At 56.0% G+C, this 16,355-nt stretch carries 15 protein-coding genes; 13 read left to right on the top strand and 2 right to left on the bottom strand.

Annotated elements, in window-relative coordinates; all coding sequences use genetic code 11:
- Positions 1-17 precede the first annotated feature (17 nt).
- On the bottom strand, positions 18-632 hold the full coding sequence (locus IM317_RS17170) for a hypothetical protein (RefSeq protein WP_033145053.1): 615 nt from the start codon (positions 630-632) through the stop codon (positions 18-20).
- Complete coding sequence (locus IM317_RS17165) at positions 632-2,206, bottom strand: ExeA family protein (protein WP_033145054.1); 1,575 nt, start codon at positions 2,204-2,206, stop codon at positions 632-634. Before IM317_RS17165 ends, IM317_RS17170 begins: the two co-directional genes overlap by 1 nt.
- 300 nt (positions 2,207-2,506) lie before the next feature.
- Between IM317_RS17165 and gspC the strand changes: the two genes are divergently transcribed.
- From gspC to IM317_RS17100, 13 genes are all read left to right on the top strand, one after another.
- Positions 2,507-3,238: a type II secretion system protein GspC gene (gspC, locus tag IM317_RS17160; protein WP_033145055.1), complete on the top strand. Its 732-nt coding sequence runs from the start codon at positions 2,507-2,509 to the stop codon at positions 3,236-3,238.
- A 13-nt stretch (positions 3,239-3,251) separates the two neighbouring features.
- The gene (gene gspD, locus IM317_RS17155; protein ID WP_033145056.1) at positions 3,252-5,177 is read left to right on the top strand and encodes a type II secretion system secretin GspD; all 1,926 of its coding nucleotides are present in this window, start codon (positions 3,252-3,254) and stop codon (positions 5,175-5,177) included.
- Positions 5,178-5,189: 12 nt separating this feature from the next.
- Positions 5,190-6,668, top strand: coding sequence for a type II secretion system ATPase GspE (gspE, locus tag IM317_RS17150; protein WP_033145057.1), 1,479 nt, complete (start codon positions 5,190-5,192; stop codon positions 6,666-6,668).
- A complete protein-coding gene (gene gspF / locus IM317_RS17145) occupies positions 6,668-7,876 on the top strand; it encodes a type II secretion system inner membrane protein GspF (RefSeq protein WP_033145058.1) in 1,209 nt (402 codons plus the stop codon). Before gspE ends, gspF begins: the two co-directional genes overlap by 1 nt.
- Positions 7,877-7,878: 2 nt before the next feature.
- Entirely contained in the window at positions 7,879-8,328 is a 450-nt protein-coding gene (gene gspG / locus IM317_RS17140) for a type II secretion system major pseudopilin GspG (protein ID WP_072196680.1), read from the top strand.
- On the top strand, positions 8,328-8,813 hold the full coding sequence (gene gspH / locus IM317_RS17135; protein WP_023310954.1) for a type II secretion system minor pseudopilin GspH: 486 nt from the start codon (positions 8,328-8,330) through the stop codon (positions 8,811-8,813). The genes gspG and gspH overlap by 1 nt, the downstream gene beginning before the upstream one ends.
- Positions 8,806-9,189, top strand: coding sequence for a type II secretion system minor pseudopilin GspI (gene gspI / locus IM317_RS17130; protein WP_023310955.1), 384 nt, complete (start codon positions 8,806-8,808; stop codon positions 9,187-9,189). The genes gspH and gspI overlap by 8 nt, the downstream gene beginning before the upstream one ends.
- Positions 9,182-9,862, top strand: a complete 681-nt coding sequence (gene gspJ / locus IM317_RS17125; protein ID WP_033145060.1) for a type II secretion system minor pseudopilin GspJ — start codon at positions 9,182-9,184, stop codon at positions 9,860-9,862. Before gspI ends, gspJ begins: the two co-directional genes overlap by 8 nt.
- Positions 9,859-10,878 carry a type II secretion system minor pseudopilin GspK gene (gene gspK, locus IM317_RS17120; RefSeq protein ID WP_033145061.1) on the top strand — a complete coding sequence of 340 codons (1,020 nt, stop codon included), beginning with the start codon at positions 9,859-9,861 and terminating at the stop codon, positions 10,876-10,878. Before gspJ ends, gspK begins: the two co-directional genes overlap by 4 nt.
- A 15-nt stretch (positions 10,879-10,893) precedes the next feature.
- On the top strand, positions 10,894-12,039 hold the full coding sequence (gspL, locus tag IM317_RS17115) for a type II secretion system protein GspL (RefSeq protein WP_033146513.1): 1,146 nt from the start codon (positions 10,894-10,896) through the stop codon (positions 12,037-12,039).
- Positions 12,036-12,521 carry a type II secretion system protein GspM gene (gspM, locus tag IM317_RS17110; protein WP_033145062.1) on the top strand — a complete coding sequence of 162 codons (486 nt, stop codon included), beginning with the start codon at positions 12,036-12,038 and terminating at the stop codon, positions 12,519-12,521. Before gspL ends, gspM begins: the two co-directional genes overlap by 4 nt.
- Positions 12,518-13,306: an A24 family peptidase gene (locus IM317_RS17105; protein WP_033145063.1), complete on the top strand. Its 789-nt coding sequence runs from the start codon at positions 12,518-12,520 to the stop codon at positions 13,304-13,306. The genes gspM and IM317_RS17105 overlap by 4 nt, the downstream gene beginning before the upstream one ends.
- Before the next feature lie 259 nt (positions 13,307-13,565).
- The gene (locus IM317_RS17100; protein WP_033145064.1) at positions 13,566-16,334 is read left to right on the top strand and encodes a glycosyl hydrolase family 18 protein; all 2,769 of its coding nucleotides are present in this window, start codon (positions 13,566-13,568) and stop codon (positions 16,332-16,334) included.
- Positions 16,335-16,355 lie beyond the last annotated feature (21 nt).

Genomic DNA, 16,355 nt, shown 5'->3' with positions numbered 1-16,355 from the left:
CGCTATTTACCTCCTTTTTAACTGAAAGGAGGGCTATGTTTCATTACATTATTTGCCTGCGTTCCTGCCGTGGATTCATCTACAGGAGGCGCGGGCATTTTCCCTTGCGAATAATCTTTTTCCTGCTCTTTTAACGCCTTCATCAATAATGCCTTGATCGCCCCGTCATCAACTGTCTGACCGGTATTATCCCGTTCGGGGATAGCAGAATGGCTCACTTCTGTCCCTGGCAATGTATCCCGGGAAAGATTATTCGGCATTTCACTGTCGGGCGCCTGCTGCCAGTCGGCATCGCCGCTATCAATGGGCATCTCCTGCAGCGGCGGCATCTCTTTTGTTACCGGTTCTGGCTTTGGTTCAGGCTGCGGGAACGGCTTACTGACATAGACATAATGCATATCCGATAGCGTCGTTTCTGGCTTAACGGCGCTCGCTTTTATTGGCTCAGGTGTCGGATGGCGCAGATCCCAGTAGAGATGAGCGTAGAGTCCCGCAGCGATCGTCATCACTATTCCCACCCCCCAGAGCAGGGTGGAGCAGACCGCTTTTTTCAGCGAGGGGCGCCGGTAAGAAAACCAGACCGGTGCGTTAAGGGTATAGCTGCGCTGGGCAGCCAGAGTAATCGTCGACATTATGAATGTTTCTCCTGCGTGGTGGAGGTCGCAGATACATTTGCGGACTGAATAAGTGCGCTTGGCGTAGTCCGGGTTTCACGCATTAACTGCATCAATGTATCTTCACCCGCAATCCCGTCCACGTGAAGATGCATTTTCTGCTGAAACTCGCGGGTACGTTGCATCAGTTCGGCCGTCCACGCCTTTGTATGGGTTTCAGGTAGATTCAGCGCCAGGCTAAGCTGCTGATCCATCCAGCCCAGATCTTTGGCGCTGCTTTCGGCGCTCACGGCATCTTTCCCCTGCGGCGTAAGGCGGTGCAACTGGGTGTAATTGCCGGTCGCATGCTGGTTAAACCAGCTGCGGCTCACCTGCCAGGTGCGATTATTCATCAGCAGATCCAGCGAGTTATCATCTACTCTGGCCACCACGACATAGTTCAGGTGATCGCCTGTTTTGATCTCGCCGATCCACGGGTAACCCTCTTTTGCCAGCTCCTCGACCGGAGCGCTGCCCTCCTTACACATCAGGTTGACCTGCCCGGCGTTCTGGCAGAGCGCCTCTTCCATCGTGGCGTCATAACCCCACATGGTATAGAGCTGATGCATCGCATCGGGCTTATTCACCACTTCATTATCAATAACCGGCACCGCTGGGGCGTCGGTTTTTGGCGTCTGCGGTTTCCAGCTGGCCATCACGGGCAGCTGTACCGGCAGTCTGGCGGTAATGGTGGGCATCAATGTCCAGCCGCAGGCGGCAAACAGTACTGAGGCAAAAAGGCCCATAACGGCAAGGCGTTTGCCTTTTGGTTTCGCCGGCAGAACTTCTCCTGCGGCGAGGCGCAGATGGCGAGGCGATACCTGCGCTGAACGCTCGGTCCAGGCGGCTAGCATCGCAAGGTGCGCCAGCTCGTTGAGTTTGCCTGTCTGTCCTTTGGTCAGAACATGCATCCTGCGCATGCGGGCCCGGGTGAACGGCGTCGCGTCGCTGCCATGCGCTTCACACTGGGCCTGAACATAGCTCAGGGACTCGCGGCAGGTGAGGGGCCGGAGCGTGTGATGCGTATGAAGAGATTCACGTAACCCGGACTGCTGGAGGGCGGCTTCCTGGTCGGCCGATCCCATCAGCACAACCGACAGAGGCACATCCAACTCCTGCGCGCGGGTTAACAACATGGACAGTGCCTCATGGCAATTCGCTTTCATCGACTGAATATGCGAAATGACCAGCACTTTACGCGTGGTTTTGCGGGACACCATCTCGTCCTGCCACTGACGCAGCACGGCATCAATAGCCTGGATCCGGGTTTTGCTCTCTTTAGTGGTGGCGTTGAGTTTATAGAGCAGGCCGCTGGCGCTGAGTTTTGGGAAGGCGTTAATGGCAAGCAGCGTGCCGTCATGCTTTTTCAGCGCATCGCAAAACTGCGAGGCGAGATAGCTGTCGTCGCTAAAGAGCGCAGTGACGCCTGTTGTCTGGCACTTCTCTTTCAGCAAACCGAACACATCCTGATGATACGGAACAAAAAAATCACCTGACATCCGGGTGATAGCCCGGAAAGGCTGGGTAGTGAAATTAAAATGGCGCATATACATAGCGTATTACCGTCTCTTTGATTCATAGCAAGGAGCCGGAAAAGTAAAGGATACAGGCGGAAGGGGCAATTTGAATGCAGGATAAAAATATTCTGTCTGCGTCTCTACCATAGGTTTATTTAACGATCAATATTTTTCTAAATTATTGTTAGCGGAAGTGTGAATAGTCGGGAGTGAGGATACACATTAGTATTTACGCCACTTACTCATACAGCCCTGTGCTGTGAATTACTGACTGGCAGAAAGGCTCGTTAAAAAATGCGGATGTCATTTGTTACTCAATTGATTATGCCCTGCGTCATGTTTGTGCTGCTTATATTCTGCGGCCAGCAAGGGTATATGGTTTATAAAGATTATAAAAAAGTGACGAACAGGTTGTCTGATTCAAAAAAGACTATGCAAAAAAAAAGTCACGATGAAACCCAGTTTGTGCTTTTTACGCCGGCGGTGATGCCAGCGAAACAGCCAGCGGCGGTGAAAAAGCCGCTCAGTGCGGAAATCGAAGGTATTCTCAGCAGCGATGAAGCCTGGCTGTCCTTTGCGGTGATAAAAACTCCCGCAGGACAAAAGAGCTATCGCGAGGGCGAAATGCTCGCCGGTTTTGACAATGCCTATATTGCCGAAATTCATCCTGATAATGTGGTGGTGAATTATGAAGGCGCGCCGCAGGTTATTTCACTTAAAAAACCAGACTATTTCAAAGGCGGCGTTGACAGCGCCCCGGTAACCAAATCGAAGAAAGATGCAGGGTTAGATAATCTGCATCTGGATGATTATCTGGTGTTAAAACCATTAATCGAAAAAGGCCAGCTGGAAGGCTACAACATTAATCCACGCAATGCGTCGCCTTTCTACAGCCATGCTGGCCTGGAAAAAGGTGATGTGGTGGTAAAAGTTGACGATGTGGATATGACTAAAGAGGCGCAGGCAAAAGAGATTGTTGCCCGCTGGTCAAAAATGAAAGAAGCGGATGTCGTTATCCGGCGTCACGCTCACCTTGAAAATATTCGGGTCAATGTTCTTAACAATTAATAAGTGTACAGACATGAAGAAATTTCCATGGGCGTGCGTAGCGCTGACCGCATTGTCGTTATATTCAGGTTCGCTGTTCGCGGCGAACTTTAGCGCCAGTTTTAAAAATACCGATGTCCGCGAATTTATCGATACCGTCGGGCGTAACCTCAATAAAACCATTCTGGTCGATCCTTCCGTTCAGGGAACGGTGTCGGTTCGCACCTACAACGTACTGACGGAAGATGAATATTACCAGTTCTTCCTGAGCGTGCTGGATCTCTATGGTCTGTCGGTGATTCCGATGGATAACGGGATGGTGAAAGTCGTGCGCTCCTCGGTAGCGCGCATGTCGGGCGCACCCATTGCCGACAGCAAAAACCCAGGCAAAGGCGACGAAGTCATCACCCGCGTGGTGCGGATGGAGAACGTTCCGGTACGTGAGCTGGCCCCCCTGTTGCGTCAGCTGAACGACGCCTCCGGCATCGGCAACGTGGTCCATTTTGAACCGTCAAACGTGCTGCTGTTAACCGGCAAAGCCTCGGTGGTTAACCGCCTGGTGGATCTGGTGCAGCGTGTGGATCAAAGCGGCGTCCAGCGCCGTGAAATCGTGCCACTGCGTTTTGCCTCGGCCAAAGAGCTGTCTGACATGTTGAACAACCTCAACAACGAAGAGCAGAAAGGGCAAAACGCCCCGCAGCTGGCGACCAAAGTGGTTGCCGACGATGAAACCAACAGCCTGGTGATCAGCGGCAGCCCGGAGGCGCGTCAGCGCACCCGGACGCTGATCTCCCAGCTCGATCGCGAGCAGAACAACGAGGGCAACACCCGCGTCTTCTACCTGAAATACGCCAACGCCAGCAAAGTGGTGCCGGTGCTGACGGGGATCGGCGAGCAATTGAAGGATAAAGCGGGCGGTGGCAAGAGCAAAGCCGCGCCGATGGCAGGCGATCTGAATATTTCCGCCGACGAGTCTACCAATTCGCTGGTGATCACCGCTCAGCCAAACGTCATGAATTCGCTGGAAAAAGTGATCGACAAGCTGGATATCCGCCGTCCGCAGGTGCTGGTGGAGGCGATCATCGCCGAAGTTCAGGACGGTAACGGTCTGGATCTGGGCGTGCAGTGGACCAGTAAACACGGTGGGGTTCAGTTTGGTTCGACCGGCCTGCCGATCAGCCAGATCAAGAAGTCAAAAGTCATTGGCAGCTATACGGGCCTGGCGACCGGTTTCTTTAACGGCGACTTTGGCGCGCTGATGACGGCGCTGTCCACTAACGGCAAAAACGACATTCTGTCGACGCCGAGCGTGGTGACGCTGGATAACAAAGAGGCGTCGTTCAACGTCGGTCAGGATGTTCCGGTCCTCTCCGGTTCGCAGACCACCAGCGGCGATAACGTCTTTAACTCGGTGGAACGTAAAACCGTCGGTACGAAGCTGAAAATCGTACCGCAGATCAACGATGGCGACATGATCCATCTGAAGATCGAGCAGGAAGTTTCCAGCGTGGATAACACCTCCACGGCCGATGCCAGCCTGGGCCCAACGTTCAACACCCGCACCATCAACAACGAAGTGATGGTCCACAGCGGGCAGACGGTGGTGCTGGGTGGGTTGATGGAAAACGTCACCAAACAGTCGGTCTCGAAAGTGCCGTTGTTGGGCGATATTCCTGTGGTGGGTCAGCTGTTCCGCTATACCTCCCAGGACAGCGCCAAACGTAACCTGATGGTGTTTATCCACACCACCGTACTGCGCGACGACGACAACTACGGCGCGGCGTCGAAAGAAAAATATGAGCAGATCCAGGCGCGTCAGCAGCAGCGTATGGAAGAGCACAAGCTGGGCATCGTAGAGAATGCGGATTCACCGATGCTGCCAGCCTATCCGTCCCAGAGCCATGCCGCGCCGGTGAGCGCCAGTGCGCCGGTGTCGTCCCGCAACCCGTTTAAAGAGTAAGGTGCAAGCGACATGACCGAGATGAGTAATGCGCTCTGTACCAGCACCTGGGCGAAAGAGAACGGGGTCCTGTTCTATAACGGTGAGGTTTATATCCGCGAGGATGCGCAGGCATATGCCCTGCTGGAGATGCGCCGCGTGCTGGGGCGCTCCTATGCCCCGACGATCTTGACGGCGGAAGCGTTTGACGAACTGCTGACCAACATCTGGCAGCAGAACAGCGGCGTCTCGCAGCAGCTGGTGGACGACATGGACGCCGATATTGACCTGATGGCGTTAACCGAGGAGATCCCTGACAACGAAGATCTGCTCGATAACGACGAGAACTCGCCGGTGATCCGCCTGATCAACGCCATTATGGGCGAAGCGGTGAAAGAGGGGGCCTCCGATATTCATATCGAGACCTTCGAGCGCACCCTGAGCATTCGTTTTCGCGTTGACGGCGTGCTGCGTCCGGTGCTGCAGCCGGCGCGCAAGCTCGCGCCGCTGCTGGTGTCGCGTATCAAAGTGATGTCCAGACTGGACATCGCCGAAAAACGTCTTCCCCAGGACGGTCGTATCTCGCTGCGCATTGGTCGTAAGGCCATTGACGTGCGTGTCTCCACTATCCCGTCTCAGTACGGCGAACGCGTGGTGATGCGTCTGCTGGACAAAAGCAACCTTAAGCCGGACATCAACAAGCTCGGTCTGATTGACGAAGAGCTGGTGAAGTTAAAGGGACTGATTGAACGTCCGCACGGCATCATCCTGGTGACCGGCCCGACCGGTTCGGGGAAAAGTACCACCCTGTACGCGCTGCTCTCGGCGCTTAACGGCCATGAACGCAACATTCTGACCGTGGAAGATCCGATCGAGTATGAACTGGAAGGGGTCGGGCAGACCCAGGTCAACCCGCGCGTGGATATGACCTTTGCGCGCGGATTGCGCGCGATTCTGCGCCAGGACCCGGACGTGGTGATGATCGGGGAAATTCGTGACGGGGAAACCGCGCAAATCGCGGTACAGGCCTCGCTCACCGGTCACCTGGTGATGTCCACGCTGCACACCAACAGCGCTGCGGGCGCTATTACCCGTCTGCGTGATATGGGGCTGGAGTCATTTTTAATCGGTTCGTCGCTGCTTGGCGTCATTGCCCAGCGTCTGGTGCGTCGGCTGTGTCCGCACTGTCGCACGTCCAGTCCGCTGGATGACAATGAGAAAGCGCTGTTCACCTTTATGGAAACGCCGCCGAAAGCGATTTATCGCGCCGTGGGCTGTGAACAGTGTCGCCAGAGCGGCTACCAGGGACGCGCAGGCATCCATGAATTTCTGGTGGTCGACAGCGCCATGCGCCGTGCGATCCATGAAGACAAAGATGAGATGTCCATCGAAACGCAGCTTTTCAAAGAGGCCTACAGCCTGCGTGAAAACGGTCTGCTGAAGGTGATCTCCGGCGTGACCTCGCTGGAAGAGGTGATGCGCGTCACCGCCGAGCGCGGGGGGGATGCGTAATGGCCTGGTATGCGTGGTCCGCGACGGACGCCGCGGGGAAAACCCAGCGCGGCACCCTGCAGGCCGAAGGGCCAAAGCAGGTGCGCCAGATGCTGCGCGAACAGAAGCTGATGCCAGTGAACATTGCGCCGACCAGCGATCCGGCGGCGGGAAAAAACGCCCGTAAAGGGGCAAAGCTGTCGATTCCGGTGCTGTCGATGTTTACCCGACAGCTCGCGACGCTGGTCAATGCCGCGCTGCCGCTGGAGAGTGCGCTGAAGGCGATTGCGAAGCAGACGGAAGATAAAACCCTGGCGGCGATGGTGACCGAGATCCGCGACAAGATTGTGGAAGGTCACACGCTGTTCGACGCCTTCAGCCAGTTTCCGCGCAGCTTCGACAAGCTCTACTGCACCCTGGTGATGGCCGGTGAAAAGACCGGTCATCTCGGTGGCGTGCTGGAAAAGCTCGCCGAGTACAACGAGCAGCGCCAGAAGATGAAAAGCAAGCTCACCCAGGCGATGGTCTACCCCATTACCCTGACGGTGGTGGCGATCGCGGTGATCTCCATTCTGCTGGTCGCCGTGGTGCCGCAGGTCATCGACCAGTTCACCCACATGAAACAAGAGCTGCCGGTGACCACCCGCACGCTGATTGCGGTGAGCGACTTTCTACAGGCCTGGGGTATCGTTATCGTCGGCGGCCTGTTCGGGGCGTCGGCGAGCTTTAAATTTTGGATAAAAGTAGAAAAGAACCGATTTGTTTATCATCGGTGGCTGTTGCTAAAGTCACCGCTGAAAAAACTGGTCTGCGCCATCAACAGCGCGCGCTACATCCGTACGCTGAGTATTTTGCAGGCCAGCAGCGTTCCGCTGCTGGAAGGGATGTACATCGCGATGGACGGGATTGAAAACCTCTATGCCCGGCAGGTGCTTGAGCAGGCGGCGGACACCGTGCGCCAGGGGGCATCCCTCTACAACGCGCTGGAACAGGCGAGAATTTTTCCACCCACCATGCTCTACATGGTGGCCTCCGGGGAGGAGAGCGGCGAGCTGGGCTCGCTGATGGATCGTGCGGCGGAAAACCAGGAATCTGCATTGCAGCATCGAATTACGTTAACGCTGTCGGTATTTGAGCCGGCACTGGTAGTAACTATGGCGACCGTTGTTTTATTTATCGTTCTTTCAATATTACAACCGCTTCTTCAACTTAATAATATGGTGGGTTAATCATGTCTTTGAAAAAAAATAGCCTGAAGCGTCAGGCGGGGTTCACGCTGCTCGAATTAATGGTAGTTATCGTTATTCTCGGCGTGCTGGCCAGTATGGTTGTGCCTAATTTAATGGGCAATAAAGAAAAAGCCGATATTCAGAAAGCGACCAGCGATATTGTGGCGCTGGAAGGTTCGCTGGATATGTACAAACTCGACAACCATCGCTATCCGACCACCGAGCAGGGGTTGCAGGCGCTGGTGACCAAACCTGAAATTGCGCCTATTCCGAAAGGCTACCGTGACGATGGCTATATTCGTCGCCTGCCGCAGGATCCATGGGGCAATGACTATATTCTGGTTAGCCCGGGCGAGCATGGCGCTGTTGATATTTTCTCAGCCGGTCCGGATGCAGAGGCTAATACTGCCGACGATATCAGCAACTGGTCTTTTGATAAAAAAGCTAAGTAATGAATAAGCAACGTGGATTTACCCTGCTGGAAATTATCGTGGCGCTGGTGATATTCGCCCTGAGCGCCATGATGGTGGTCACCACCATTCCATCACGCAGCGGCGCAGATACATTCGGTCAGCAGCTAAAATCCCTCGTTGAATATGGTTCTGACCGTGCGGTAATGGACGGAAATATTGTCGGGCTGGTGATGACCTCGTCAGAATTTGAACTGGTGACGCAGGTTGTAAATAACGGCGAGCGCCACTGGGCACCGTTAAAGTCGGGGCGGATCGCCACCCGCGGCGAGTTTCCTGAGGAGATGCATGTCTCCCTCTCATCGCGAACGCTGGCGGCCACGCTGGACGATGAACCGCAAATCATTTTTTTGCCGGACGGCGAGCTTAGCCGCTTCACGCTCAGCCTCGAAAGCCTGGATAAAAAGCAGCGCTTTCACGTGACGTCACAGGGCTCAGTTCCCGTGGTGGTGGAAAACGATGACTAAACGCAAAACCAAAGAGCAGGGGATGACCCTGCTGGAAGTGATGGTGGCACTGGTGATTTTCTCCACCGCGGCGCTGGCGCTGATGAACTCCGTCACCCTGAACGTGCGCTTTACCCACAGCCTGTCGGAAACGCTGCAGGCCGGATGGGTGGCGGAAAATCAGCTGGCGCAAGCGCAGCTGGCTCAGACCGACTTCCCGGACGCCGAGCAGGTGGGTACCGAAACCATGGGCGGACAAACCTGGACCTGGCATATCCAGCGGGTGAAAACCGCCGAAAATACCTTTGCCGATGAGGTACGGGTTTACAGCGAAGCAAGCGATGCGCAACCGGTGGTGGCGCTTCAGCTCGCCGAACCGGAGGTGGATCGTGAGTAAGGTGCAGCGTCAGCAGGGCTTTACCCTGCTGGAAATTATGATTGCGCTGGCCATCTTCGCGGTGATCAGCATTCTCGCCTGGCAAACGCTCGACGGCGCGATGCGCACCTCGACGGCCAGCGACGAGGCGGCGACAAAAGTGACGGCGCTTCAGCGCACGTACAACCTCCTCTCGCGTGACTTTTATCAGCAACAGGCGCGCGCGCCGCGCAACAGCGGCGAGGTGTTCGTCCAGCAGCAGAATGGTGTGGAAATGACAACCCTGAACGGCATCAGCGGCCAGGTGCAGCTGGAGCGGGTTAGCTGGACGTTAAAGGACAAGCGCCTGTGGCGCAACGTCTGGGCTGCTATCGACGGTCCCGCCAGCGCGCAGCCGGAAGAAGTGCCGATTCTGAGCGATGTGAAAGAGATGAAATGGCGCTTCTGGCACGAAGGCTGGCAGGAAAAATGGACCGACATCGCCCATCAGCCTGATGGCGTTGAGCTGAATCTGACCATGGAAAACGGCGAAACCTGGCGCTGGGTTTTTCTCACTCCCGGCGATATGCCTGAGATCCAGACCGCGCCAAAAGAGACGAATGCGGACCCGGCGCAGCCGGCAGCGGAGAATGCGGCCCAGCCCGTAACAACCCCGCAGCCCGATACGGCAGCCGATCCAGGAGTGAGTTCATGAGCGGCAAAACAGCGCGAAAAGAGCGTGGCGTAGCGCTGCTGGTGGTGCTGATCCTGCTGGTGATGATGTCCGCCCTGGCGGCGAAAATCAGTCAGCAGTTCTGCCGCCACCTGCAAAAAACGCATTATCAGGTCAGCCAGCAGACGCTGCGCTGGGCCATTGCCCGTCAACAGAAGGTACTGGAAAACGTGTTGCAGAAAGCGGCCAGTTCAGAAGGGGCGGGGCTGTCGCCGCAAGGTGACTGGGCACAGCCGCTGAAAACCCTCGGGGAGAATTACACCGTGCTGAGTCAGGTAGAGGATGCCCGGACCTGCTTTAACGTCAATAGTTTGCTGGCCGGTGACGAGGCGCCTGCGGCCCCGGCCGACCCAACTGCGCTGCCGGAAAAACCGGTCAAAGAGCAGATTATCGAACAACTGCTGGCTGAAAGTGGCGTCGGTACGCTGGCGGCAGAAGAGATTTACCAGCAGCTGGTGGATTATCTTGACGCCGACGACGTGACGGCGAAACAGGGCCAGGAGGCCGACGCCTGGGCGAGCGTGACGCCCGCCCGCGGTCCGGCGAATCAAATGATGCGCACCATCAACGAAATCAGACTGCTGCCCGCCTTTCCGCAGGCTGCGTGGCCGAAGGCTGGCAAGCTGCTGTGCGCCTTGCCGGATACGGATGGCACCATAAATGTCAATACCTTAACACGCGAACAGGCGCCGCTGCTGGCGGCGGTTTTTACCGGCGTGCTAAACACGGACGACGCTGCCCGCCTGATCGATTCACGCCCGGAGGAGGGGTGGGCGTCGCTGGAGGCATTCAGCAAAGTGCTGGAGAGCAACTATCCGCAGACCAAAGATATCCTGGCGCAGATTCAGGACAGGGTTGCGGTCAACAGTCGCTATTTTCGGGTGGAAACCACCGGCAATACCGATGATTTAACGCTGCGCGTCGTCAGCCAGCTTCACGTTGACAGTGAGGCTGGCAAGGTCGTGACCTGGCAACGCCGCTACCGAATGGTTGAATAAGATAAGTAGATGATAATGAAAAAAGTGCTTTTTATTCGTCCCGACACCCGTGAGGACGGCAAAATCTGGTGGTGTGAATCCGGTAACGATCGGGTGGAATATCTGACGGGCTGGAGCGCACTGAGCGAACTTTCCTGCCACCCGCTTTCTCAGCAGGTATGCCTGCTGTTGCCGGCGAGCGAGACGATCTTTCGTCATTTTACCCTGCCGAAAAAAGGACTTTCCGCCCAGACGGCGCAGTTCTCGTGGATGGCGGAAGAGACGCTGCTCGGCGAGGTAGATACGCTGCACTGGACGGTGCTGAACAAAAAGGGGGCGGAAGTGGATGCCGTGGCCATCGACGCTGAACGTCTGCGCCACTGGCTGGAGCTGTTCGCTCAGGCGGGGCTCGCGGTGGCCCAGGCGCTGCCGGATGCCTGGCTGCTGCCGGTGAGCGAAGGGGGCACGACGCTGGTGAGCCTCGAGGAGAGCTACTGGCTGCGCTTTTCCCCCGGCAGCGCTGGCGAAGCCGATACGGTTCTGCTTCCGCTGCTACTGAGTAAATGCCGGGCGGGTGAGGTGTGCTGCTACGGCGATGCGCCGCAGGAGGTACAGGTGGATGAACGGCTGGCGTGGCAGCATCCGCTGGTGCTGATCCAGCCCCAGTGGCAGAGCTGTCGTCTCAACATGCTGCACGGGGAGTTTTCCGGGCGCAGCGCCAGCGGTCCGCGTTTTCGCCACGCGAAAAAGGCCCTCGCGGCGGCGGCGCTGCTTTGCGTCGGACTGCTGATCGGCCCCCGCGTTGGTATGGCGTGGATGCTCACTCATCAGCAAAACGAGATCCACCGGGAGATGACCACCGTAGCGCAGCACTATTTCCCGACCCTGCGCCAGACCAGCAACCTGAAATACTACGTCGGGCAACATATCAGCAAGGCGAAGAAAGGGATATTCCTGCAGCTCGAAGCGCTGAATCAAATCAGGCAGTCATTGCCGTCGCTGGAGATCAATAACGTGGAATATGACGAAACGCAAAATCAGCTGACGCTGAATGTGAAATCCATGGATAAACAGACCCTGCAGGATTTTGTCGCCCGCAGCGCCGAAACCTTTGAATTTACGATGCAGCCGATTTCCGGCGAGGCGCCTTATACCGCCATTATTACCGGGAGCTATAAATGAAAACGCAAATAGCCCAGTTAAAAAACCGCTGGCAACATTACAGTCCACGCGAGCGTAATTTATTTAAACTCTGCGGCGGGGCACTCTGCTGCGCGATGGTTTATTACGGCGCGATGATGCCGCTCGATACTCTCATCAAAAATAACGAGGCCGTGTTATTTAAGCAGAAGCAGACGCTGAACTGGATGCGCCAGGAAATTGATAAAAACCATCTCCAGTCCAGAATCGTCAATACCCCGAACCCGCGCAGCGTGGTGGAAGAAAGTGCCAAAGTCGTGCACGTCGCGTTGACAAACGTGCGTCAGGAAGAGCAGTCGCTGACCTTTGATGTCGAGCGCGTCAGCGTTTCTGCCCTGCAAAACTGGCTGCGTGAAATGAACGTCTCTTCCGGTATCCATCTGGAGAAACTCGCGTTAACGCCGGTGGATCGTCAGAGTGACGTGAAAGCGCACATTACGCTGAGCTGGGCGAAAAGCGCATGAACTCACTAATGCTGTTGCAGCAGGCGAATCTGCCGGGTCTGTGCGTCATGAGCGGAGCGCTGGGCGCGATCCTCGGCAGTTTCCTCGGCGTAGTGGCGGAGCGTATTCCGCCGCTGGTAATGGAAGAAGAGGGGGCAGGCAATCTCGCCTCTCACTGCCCGGAATGCAACCACGCCCTGAGCGCGTGGGAAAATATTCCCATCATTAGCTGGTGTGCGCTGCGCGGCCGCTGCCGCCACTGCCATAGCGCGATTCCGCTGCGACTGCTGCTGGTGGAAGTATGTAGCGCTCTCTTCTTTGCCGCCAGCGCTGCGCTGGCGCCGTCGTTTTTGGCGCTGATTGCGCTGTGGGTGATGTGGAGTCTGCTGCTGCCGCTGGTGGTGATCGACGCGCGCCATATGCTGCTGCCGGACTGCCTGACCCAGCCGCTGCTGTGGACGGGGCTGATGTTCCATGCCCTGTTCCGTACGCTACCGCTGACCGATGCTATCTATGGCGCGGTGGCGGGATATCTGTCGCTCTGGCTGGTTTACTGGGCATTCCGCCTGCTGACCGGCCGGGAAGGATTAGGCTATGGTGATTTTAAGCTGCTGGCGGCGCTGGGCGCCTGGTGCGGCTGGCAAGCGTTGCCCTCTATTGTGCTGATCGCGGCGCTGGGGGGCATTATCATGCATTGCCTGTTAAAGCCCTTTGAGAATAAAAATAACCTTATTTCCTTTGGTCCATATATTGCATTTTCCGGGCTGGCTGTATTTATCGCGCAAATCCCACACCTCATCTTTTAAATAATGCAGTCAAGTTTTTTTTGAAATTTTTTCATCGGGGGAATGAAAGGCGAAAATAAATTCCCCGCTGTATTCTTCTCTACGCAATAAAACATTTGTCGAAGGTTTTATTAGTGGAGGAAGGTACAACGCAATAATAAGCAGGTCTTTCGCGAACCAGAAACGTTCACGATTAATTTATCAGTAAATAACGTTTGTCCATGTTTAATGGAAAAGCATGGGTATTTAATTTCACAAATCGTATTATCAGGATCAAATAATGAAATTTCTGAAGCCTAAATATCTGGCACTCTTCGTTGCAGCGGCTGCAAGCCCGGTGTTCGCAGCCGTGCCAGGTAAAGCAACTATCGCCAGTGGTAATGATAAATTTGCCATTGTCGAAGTTGATCAGTCTGCTACTGCTTACAACAACCTCGTCAAAGTCCATGATGGCGCCGATGTTAAAGTGCAGTGGGATGTCTGGAGCGGCGCGGCGCCGACTTCAGCGAAAGTGTTGCTCGACGGCAAAACCGTCTGGACCGGTGCAGGCAGCATGTCCGGCACGGCAACATTTAAAGTGACCAAAGGCGGTCGCTATCAGGAAACGGTTGAACTCTGCAATGCCAGCGGGTGCAGCACCAGCGCCAGCAAACTGATTATCGTCGCGGATACCGACGGTAGCCATCTGCTGCCGCTTAACACCACCATGCAGGAAAATAATAAAACCCTCTCTAAGCATACCGATAAAGTGGTCGGTGCCTATTTCCCTGAGTGGGGCGTTTATGACCGTAAATTCCCGGTGGATAAAATCCCGGCAGCTAACCTTAACCACATTCTGTATGGCTTCATTCCAATCTGCGGCGGCGATGGCATCAACGACAGCCTGAAAACCATCGAAGGGGGTAACAGCTTCGAAGCGCTGAAGCGCGCCTGTGCGGGCCGTCAGGACTTCCAGGTGGCGATTCACGACCCGTGGGCCGCACTGCAGCAATCCCGGACTGGCCTCGACAGCTGGGACGAGCCCTACAAAGGTAACTTCGGCCAGCTGATGGCAATGAAGAAAGCCAATCCAGGGCTGAAAGTGCTGCCGTCTATCGGTGGCTGGACCCTCTCCGATCCGTTCTTCAAAATGCATGACAAAGCGATCCGCGATCGCTTCGTGGCTTCCGTGAAAGATTTCCTGAAAACCTGGAAATTCTTCGACGGCGTGGACATCGACTGGGAATTCCCGGGCGGCGGCGGTCAGAACGAAACGCTGGGCAACCCGCAGCAGGATAAAGAGACGTATACCGCACTGATGCGCGAACTGCGCGCCATGATGAATGAACTGTCAGCCGAAACCGGCCGTACCTTTGAACTGACCTCAGCAATCGGTTCAGGCAGCGACAAAATTGAAGACGTTGATTACACCACTGCCCAGCAGTACATGGATCACATCTTCCTGATGAGCTACGACTTCTACGGCGGCTGGAGCAATACCGATCTGGGTCACCAGGCGGCACTGCGTGCGCCGGCGAACAAACCGGATACCAATTACACCACCGAAAACGGCGTCAATGCGCTGCTGGCGCAGGGTGTACAGCCCGGCAAAATTGTCGTGGGGACGGCCATGTATGGCCGCGGCTGGACCGGCGTTCACGGTTACAGCAATAACAACCCGTTCACCGGCACGGCAACGGGCATGGTGAAAGGGACCTGGGAACCGGGCGTGGTTGACTATCGTCAGATCGTTAACGAGTACAAAGGCAAACCGGGCTGGGAATACAACTATGATGCTACCGCTGAAGCGCCGTATCTGTTTAACAAAACCACCGGCGATCTGATCACCTATGAAGATGCGCGTTCCGCAACGGCGAAAGGTCAGTATGTGCTGGCGAAAAACCTGGGCGGTCTGTTTGCCTGGTCTATCGACTCCGATACCGGAGACATTCTGAACGCGATGAATGAAAGCCTGACAGGCGGCGGCGCTGCGCCGGTTGATCCGGTGGTGACCAACCATGCGCCGGTGGCGACTTCCGCGGACCAGAGCGTAACCGGTCCGGCGACGGTGACCCTGGATGGCTCGGCTTCTACCGATCCGGATGGCGATGCCATTACCTACAAGTGGACGCAGATCTCTGGCCCGTCGGTGACCCTCACCAACAGCACCAAAGCGAAAGCGACCTTCAACGTTGCCGCTGTCACCAGTAACCAGACTCTGGCGTTCCGCCTGACGGTCACTGATGCGAAAGGGTTGAGCAGCACCGCTGACGTCCAGGTCGTGAACAAAGCGCCGAAAGCAAACCAGGCGCCGGTCGTGAACCAGATGGAAGCCGTGACGCTGGAAGCGGGCCAGAGCTACTCTCTGCACGCTCAGGCTAACGATCCTGATGGCGACGCGCTGACCTACTCCTGGAGCGTTCCTGCGAATATGCAGGCGACAGGCGCAGACACCGCGAACCTGAACATCACCGCGCCGGACGTGGACGCGGAATCAACGTACACGCTGACCGTGGTGGTAAGCGATGGCAAGTCCAGCGTACAGACTAACGTGCAGGTGACGGTAACGCCTAAAGCGGCGGAAACGCCGTCTGACGAAGGCAATACCCCTTCCGATGAAGGCAACACGCCGTCTGACGAAGGTAATACCCCATCCGATGAAGGCAACACGCCGTCTGACGAAGGTAACACCCCATCCGATGAAGGCAATACGCCGTCTGACGAAGGTTCTGCCACCAGTAGCTGCGATAAGCCTGTTGACGCCAACGCCAGCAAATACGCTGCCTGGAGTGCAAGCAAGGTTTACAACGCGGGCAATACCGTCAGCTTCGACAACCTGGTCTGGAAAGCAAAATACTGGACTCAGGGCAACCAGCCGGGCTTCGGTGTGGATGCATGGGAGCTGGTCAGTCAGGTGAAATTCAACTGGCGCTCCGACGTGGTCTATAACGGCGGCGACACCACTACCTACAACGGTTACTCCTACACCGCGAAATGGTGGACGAAGGGTGATAAACCCGGTAGCAGCGATGTATGGGTGAAAAAAGGCCCTGCGGCTGACTGCCAGTAAGTCACAGCCATAACGATGCGG

The organism is Enterobacter cloacae complex sp. S3 (assembly GCF_014930495.1).
In the GTDB taxonomy this organism is placed as follows: domain Bacteria; phylum Pseudomonadota; class Gammaproteobacteria; order Enterobacterales; family Enterobacteriaceae; genus Enterobacter; species Enterobacter asburiae_B.
Note: the sequence above shows the minus strand (reverse complement) of the source record. Positions and strands in the feature narration are given on the sequence as shown.

What these genes read in the sequence shown, in the direction of transcription:
- IM317_RS17170 (WP_033145053.1), bottom strand. Translation starts at nt 632, where the DNA reads ATGTCGACGATTACTCTGGCTGCCCAGCGCAGCTATACCCTTAACGCA.
- IM317_RS17165 (WP_033145054.1), bottom strand. Translation starts at nt 2,206, where the DNA reads ATGTATATGCGCCATTTTAATTTCACTACCCAGCCTTTCCGGGCTATC.
- gspC (WP_033145055.1), top strand. Translation starts at nt 2,507, where the DNA reads ATGTTTGTGCTGCTTATATTCTGCGGCCAGCAAGGGTATATGGTTTAT.
- gspD (WP_033145056.1), top strand. Translation starts at nt 3,252, where the DNA reads ATGAAGAAATTTCCATGGGCGTGCGTAGCGCTGACCGCATTGTCGTTA.
- gspE (WP_033145057.1), top strand. Translation starts at nt 5,190, where the DNA reads ATGACCGAGATGAGTAATGCGCTCTGTACCAGCACCTGGGCGAAAGAG.
- gspF (WP_033145058.1), top strand. Translation starts at nt 6,668, where the DNA reads ATGGCCTGGTATGCGTGGTCCGCGACGGACGCCGCGGGGAAAACCCAG.
- gspG (WP_072196680.1), top strand. Translation starts at nt 7,879, where the DNA reads ATGTCTTTGAAAAAAAATAGCCTGAAGCGTCAGGCGGGGTTCACGCTG.
- gspH (WP_023310954.1), top strand. Translation starts at nt 8,328, where the DNA reads ATGAATAAGCAACGTGGATTTACCCTGCTGGAAATTATCGTGGCGCTG.
- gspI (WP_023310955.1), top strand. Translation starts at nt 8,806, where the DNA reads ATGACTAAACGCAAAACCAAAGAGCAGGGGATGACCCTGCTGGAAGTG.
- gspK (WP_033145061.1), top strand. Translation starts at nt 9,859, where the DNA reads ATGAGCGGCAAAACAGCGCGAAAAGAGCGTGGCGTAGCGCTGCTGGTG.
- gspL (WP_033146513.1), top strand. Translation starts at nt 10,894, where the DNA reads ATGAAAAAAGTGCTTTTTATTCGTCCCGACACCCGTGAGGACGGCAAA.
- gspM (WP_033145062.1), top strand. Translation starts at nt 12,036, where the DNA reads ATGAAAACGCAAATAGCCCAGTTAAAAAACCGCTGGCAACATTACAGT.
- IM317_RS17105 (WP_033145063.1), top strand. Translation starts at nt 12,518, where the DNA reads ATGAACTCACTAATGCTGTTGCAGCAGGCGAATCTGCCGGGTCTGTGC.
- IM317_RS17100 (WP_033145064.1), top strand. Translation starts at nt 13,566, where the DNA reads ATGAAATTTCTGAAGCCTAAATATCTGGCACTCTTCGTTGCAGCGGCT.